2 protein-coding genes are annotated in these 1808 nt (G+C 72.1%); one reads left to right on the top strand and one right to left on the bottom strand.

Annotated features, from left to right (window positions below):
• Positions 1 to 291: 291 nt before the first annotated feature.
• Entirely contained in the window at positions 292 to 951 is a 660-nt protein-coding gene (locus tag PROKR_RS25685; protein ID WP_245605969.1) for a PAS and ANTAR domain-containing protein, read from the top strand.
• A 20-nt stretch (positions 952 to 971) separates the two neighbouring features.
• Here the strand turns inward: PROKR_RS25685 and PROKR_RS25680 are convergent, their stop codons facing one another.
• Entirely contained in the window at positions 972 to 1625 is a 654-nt protein-coding gene (locus PROKR_RS25680) for a PAS and ANTAR domain-containing protein (protein WP_036969377.1), read from the bottom strand.
• Positions 1626 to 1808: the final 183 nt, after the last annotated feature.

The following is a 1808-nucleotide window of genomic DNA, read 5'->3' as shown; positions in this document are numbered from 1 at the left end:
GAGCACGACCGCGCCCTGACCGACGACGAGGCCGGCGCCGGGTGAAGTTCGCCCGCGCCGTCGTGCGCCGTCCGGGGGCGTCGTGCGCTGACCGGGGGCGCCGGCATCGTGGCGGCCGAACGCCTGTCGCAGGCCATGGCAGTGCCGGGTACCCGCCGACAGGAGATGAGAGGCCTGCCGGACAGGCCGTGCGGCTTCCACCCGATGTGTCAGCAACGGTGCGTTCAGGCTAGGGTTATCGCCGGGTCAGGACGCGGCTCGTCGGCGCAGAGCGCACGAGGAGACCTGCTGTTGACCGCGGAACCCCTGGAAGTCGAGCGCGCCCTGACGCTCGGCGTGAACCACACCGTCGGCCGTTACCGATACGAGCTGGCGACCGAGGTGTGGTGGTGGTCGGACGAGACCTACCGGATCCACGGCTTCGAGCCGGGCGACGTGGTGCCGACCACGGCGCTGATGCTCGCGCACAAGCATCCCGAGGACCTGCCCTCCGCTCCTCAGGTCACCGCGTACGTCGCCGCGACCGGCAAACCGTTCAGCAGCGTGCACCGCATCATGGACGCCCGGGGGCAGGAGCGGACGCTCGCGGTGGTCGGCCAGGGCCGCCGCGACCCGGGCACCCGGCAGGTCGTCGAGCTCGTGGGTTACTTCATCGACGTCTCGGCCGGGATCAAGGACCAGGCGAACCGCGAGGCGGACACGGCCATCCGGACGGCGGCCGCCGCACGCGCCCCGATCGAGCAGGCCAAGGGCATCATCGCCTTCGCCCTGGGCATCGACTCGGCGGAGGCCTTCGAGCGGCTGCGCAGTGCCTCCAACGACCACAACGTGGCGGTGCGCGACGTCGCGCGCCGGATCGTGGAGCTCACCAGCACGCGGAGCACCGCGGCCGACGTCATCGCCGTGCTGACCGCGCCCCGGCCGCCTCGGCCGCCTCGGCCGCCGGTCTGACGTCGCCGGCCCCGGCCGTCTCAGTCCCGGCCGGCCGAGCTCAGCGACCGCAGGAACTCGTCGACCACGGACCGTTCCGCGACGTTCACCAGCACGGACGACGAAGCGAGGTCCACCAGCGAGCCGGCGATGTCGCGCACCGGGACGTTGGTCTCGTTGGACACCCGGCGCAGCAGCTCGAACGCCGACGTGTGCTCCAGGGAGTAGGTCATCATCAGGATGCCCTTGGCCTGGTCGATCACCGCCCTGCGCTCCGACGAGGCCTGGATCGAGACCGAGGCGTCGCGGGCCGCGGCCGCCCGGTGCGAGCCCGTCACGTCGATGAAGTAGCCGGACAGCTCCGCCACCTCGCCGGTGTCGGGATCGCGGCTGGCCTCGCCGGTGATCACGAGCGTGCGGGTGCCACCCTGGGCGTCGAGGACACGGTGCACGGAGCTGAACGCCCTGCCGGACTCGGCCGCCTGCTTCAGCACCCCGTCGGTCGCCCCCAGGTCGTCCGGGTGCTTGTGCGCGAGCATGAGCGCGGTGGTGGGCACCACCTGGCCCGGCTCGAACCCGTGCATGCGGTAGACCTCGCTGGACCACGACCATGTCTCGGTCGCCAGATCGAGCCGGTAGCGCCCGAGAGGTGGTAGGTCACCGCCGTCGAGCACTTCCTCGACCTTGTCCTCCATCGGGAACTCCCTCCGTCGCGGGATGCTGCGGCGAACACCAGCCTCATCACGGGACGCCGCCACTCGCACGTCAGGCGCGAACGCGGCGGACAGGACGATCGACGCCGCCCTCGCGCGGCACCGGCTACCCGAGCCGCGTCCGGGCGTACCCCACGGCGAGCAGCACCCCCGCTGCTGCGAAGC

Source organism: Promicromonospora kroppenstedtii DSM 19349 (assembly GCF_000515355.1).
Taxonomy (GTDB): Bacteria; Actinomycetota; Actinomycetes; order Actinomycetales; family Cellulomonadaceae; genus Promicromonospora; species Promicromonospora kroppenstedtii.
The sequence above is the reverse complement of the archived record's forward strand: the minus strand, read 5'-3'. Positions and strand labels throughout refer to the sequence as shown.

Excerpts from the sequence above, each read along its gene's own strand:
- PROKR_RS25680 (WP_036969377.1), bottom strand. The coding sequence starts at position 1,625 with ATGGAGGACAAGGTCGAGGAAGTGCTCGACGGCGGTGACCTACCACCT.